Source organism: Inquilinus sp. (assembly GCF_039594555.1).
Lineage (GTDB): Bacteria > Pseudomonadota > Alphaproteobacteria > DSM-16000 > Inquilinaceae > Inquilinus.
Genome location: NZ_JBCNNF010000598.1, coordinates 1 through 3164, shown reverse-complemented (window position 1 = coordinate 3164; position 3164 = coordinate 1). Strand labels below are relative to the sequence as shown.

4 protein-coding genes and 1 pseudogene are annotated in these 3164 nt (G+C 70.1%); all 5 read left to right on the top strand.

Annotation, left to right across the window (positions count from 1 at the left end; all coding sequences use genetic code 11):
• Positions 1–249: pseudogene (gene ispH, locus ABDW35_RS34735) on the top strand (4-hydroxy-3-methylbut-2-enyl diphosphate reductase); the annotation flags it as partial.
• A gap of 2 nt (positions 250–251) precedes the next feature.
• Positions 252–1316, top strand: coding sequence for a lysine-2,3-aminomutase-like protein (locus tag ABDW35_RS34730; protein WP_343718406.1), 1065 nt, complete (start codon positions 252–254; stop codon positions 1314–1316).
• A 251-nt stretch (positions 1317–1567) separates the two neighbouring features.
• Positions 1568–1741, top strand: coding sequence for a hypothetical protein (locus ABDW35_RS34725; protein WP_343718405.1), 174 nt, complete (start codon positions 1568–1570; stop codon positions 1739–1741).
• Between the two features lie 184 nt (positions 1742–1925).
• Positions 1926–2891, top strand: coding sequence for a homoserine kinase (locus ABDW35_RS34720; protein WP_343718404.1), 966 nt, complete (start codon positions 1926–1928; stop codon positions 2889–2891).
• Between the two features lie 29 nt (positions 2892–2920).
• A partial coding sequence (locus ABDW35_RS34715; RefSeq protein WP_343718407.1) for an RNase H family protein occupies positions 2921–3164 on the top strand: 244 nt, incomplete at its 3' end.

Genomic DNA, 3164 nt, shown 5'->3' with positions numbered 1-3164 from the left:
CTGGTCGAGGTGGCGCGCCGGGCCGGCTGCGACAAGGCGATGCTGGTGCAGCGGGCGGCGGATCTCGACTGGTCCTGGTTCGACGGCATCGGCACGCTCGGCATCACCGCCGGCGCCTCGGCGCCCGAGGTGCTGGTCGAGGAGGTGATGGACGAGCTGCACAAGCGCTACGCCGTCACCATCCAGTCCGAGCCGACCACGGTCGAGACCATCACCTTCAAGCTGCCGCGCGAGCTCAGCCCCGCCTGATCATGCCCAAGGACGGACACCTTTCTCCGCAGCGCTTGCGGAGCCCCGAGGCATTGGTCGAGGCTGGGCTGGCGGGGCATGAGCGGCTCGACGAGCTGCGCGATGTCGCCGCGCGCTACGCCATCGCGGTCACCCCGGCGATGGCGGACCTCATCGACCCGGCCGACCCGCACGACCCGATCGCGCGCCAGTTCGTGCCGTCGGCGGCCGAGCTGGAGACGCGGCCGGAGGAACTGGCCGACCCGATCGGCGACGGTGCCCACAGCGCGATCCCCGGCCTGGTCCACCGCTATCCCGACCGGGTGCTGTTGAAGCTGCTGCACGCCTGCCCGGTCTATTGCCGCTTCTGTTTCCGACGCGAGATGGTCGGGCCGGGCGGCGAGGCGATGGGCGAAGACGATCTCGCCGCCGCGATCGACTATATCCGCGCCCGGCCGCAGGTGTGGGAGGCGATCCTGACCGGCGGCGATCCGCTGATGCTGGCGCCGCGGCGCCTGGCCGACGTGGTCGGGCGGCTCGACGCCATCCCGCATCTCGGCGTGGTCCGGCTGCACAGCCGCGTGCCGGTGGTGGAGCCGGAGCGGGTGACGCCCGAGCTGGTGGCGGCGCTCAAGGCGCAGGACAGCGCCGTCTGGCTGGCCATCCACAGCAACCATCCGCGCGAGCTGACGCCCGCGGCGCGCGACGCGACCCGCCGCCTGGCCGATGCCGGCGTCGCCCTGGTGTCGCAGACCGTGCTGCTGCGCGGCGTCAACGACGATCCGGCGGTGCTGGAGCAGCTGTTCCGCGACTTCGTGCGCCTGCGGATCAAGCCCTACTACCTGCATCACGGCGACCTGGCCCCGGGCACGGCGCAGTTCCGCACCGGGATCGAGGATGGGCGCCGGATCATGCGGGCGCTGCGCGGCCGGCTGTCCGGCCTGGCCCAGCCGACCTATGTGCTCGACATCCCGGGCGGCCGCGGCAAGGTGCCGATCGGGCCGGACTATCTCGACGGTTCCGACGCCGAGGGCTGGACGGTTGAGGACCCGAACGGCGAGCATCACGACTATCCGCCGAAGGGCTGACCAGCCCGGTGACAGATGACGGCGTTCGGTTGAGTGTTGCGTTTGTAATAATGAATTGATCATGAACTTCATGAATTCTCCTTAACGGAAGTTTACGTCCGACCCGGCGATGCCCAACTCCAAAGGGCAGGACAGCGGCGGACGCCCCGTCACGGCGACGCTCCGACACCGATCCTGCGGTTCCATATCTGTCGATCCGCGATGCCGCTCCGAGGGACCGGCCCGGATCTCCGTCGAAAAAGGAACGGATCATGTCGTTCGTGAAGATCGCCCGCCCGATCGGTTTCGTCGCCCTGCTCGCCCTGGGTGTCGCCGCCGCGTCCGGCGCCGCCGAGGCCCGCACCGGCTTCGACTCGCAGCATGGCCCGAGCGCGCTGCAGAGCGCCGACCCGCACGGCCCCGCCTACCCGCAGTCGGGCCGCTGACACGGCCTTGCCGGTTGCAGCGAAAGGGCGGCCGCGGATCGTCCCGGCCGCCCTTTCCGTCTGACTGGCCTCTTCGGGCCTGCCGGGCACGGCCGCATCCCGCGCTGCCGCCCTCTCTTCCTTCGACAAGCCGTCCCCTCTCGCTCTATGAAGGCGGGCTGAGCCGCTTTCACCCGGGCGATCCATGGCCGTCTACACCGAAGTCACCGATGAGGATGTCGCCGCCTTCGTGGCGGAATACGACATCGGCACCGTGCTCTCGCTCAAGGGCATCGCCGAGGGCGTCGAGAACTCCAACTACCTGCTGGTGACCACGGCCGGGCCGCACATCCTCACGCTGTACGAGAAGCGGGTGGCCGAGGCCGACCTGCCTTTCTTCCTCGGGCTGATGCAGCATCTGGCGGCGCGCGGCATCGAATGCCCGCAGCCGGTGGCCGCCCGCGACGGGCAGGCCCTGCGCCGCCTCGCCGGCCGGCCGGCGGTGATCGTCACCTTCCTCGACGGGCTGTGGCCGAAGCGGATCCAGCCCTGGCACTGCCAGGCCCTAGGCCCGGCGCTGGCGCGCATGCACGCCGCCGGGGCCGATTTCCCGATGACCCGCCCGAACAACCTGTCGCTCGACGGCTGGCGCCGGCTGGTGGCGGATTGCGTCGGCCGCGCCGACACCGTCACGCCGGGCCTGGCCGAGGGCATCACCCGCGAGCTCGAATTCCTTGAGGCCAACTGGCCTTCGGACCTGCCGGCCGGGCTGATCCATGCCGACCTCTTCCCGGACAATGTGTTCTTCCGCGACGGCCGCCTGTCCGGGCTGATCGACTTCTACTTCGCCTGCACCGACATGCTGGCCTATGACCTGTCGATCTGCCTGAACGCCTGGTGCTTCGAGCCGGACGGCGCCTTCAACGCCACCAAGGCGCGGCTGCTGTTGTCCGGCTACCGGGCCGAGCGGCCGCTGTCGCCGGCCGAGGTCGCGGCGCTGCCGCTGCTGGCGCGCGGCAACGCGCTGCGCTTCCTGCTGACCCGGCTCTATGACTGGCTGAACCACCCGCCGGGCGCCTTCGTGAAGCCCAAGGACCCGCTCGAATACTGGCGCAAGCTGCGCTTTCACCAGCAGGTCACCAGCGTGGCCGCCTATGGGATCGACCCGTGACCGACACCGCCGCGACGACGAAGAAGCCGATGAAGCTGCCGAAGGTCGAGATCTTCACTGACGGCGCCTGCAGCGGCAACCCCGGCCCGGGCGGCTGGGGCGTGCTGCTGCGCATGGGCGAGACCGAGCGCGAGCTGTATGGCGGCGAGACGCTGACCACCAACAACCGGATGGAGCTGATGGCCGCCATCCAGGCGCTGGAGGCGATGAAGCGCCCGGTCGAGGCGGTGCTGACCACCGACAGCCAGTATGTCCGCAACGGCGTGATGACGT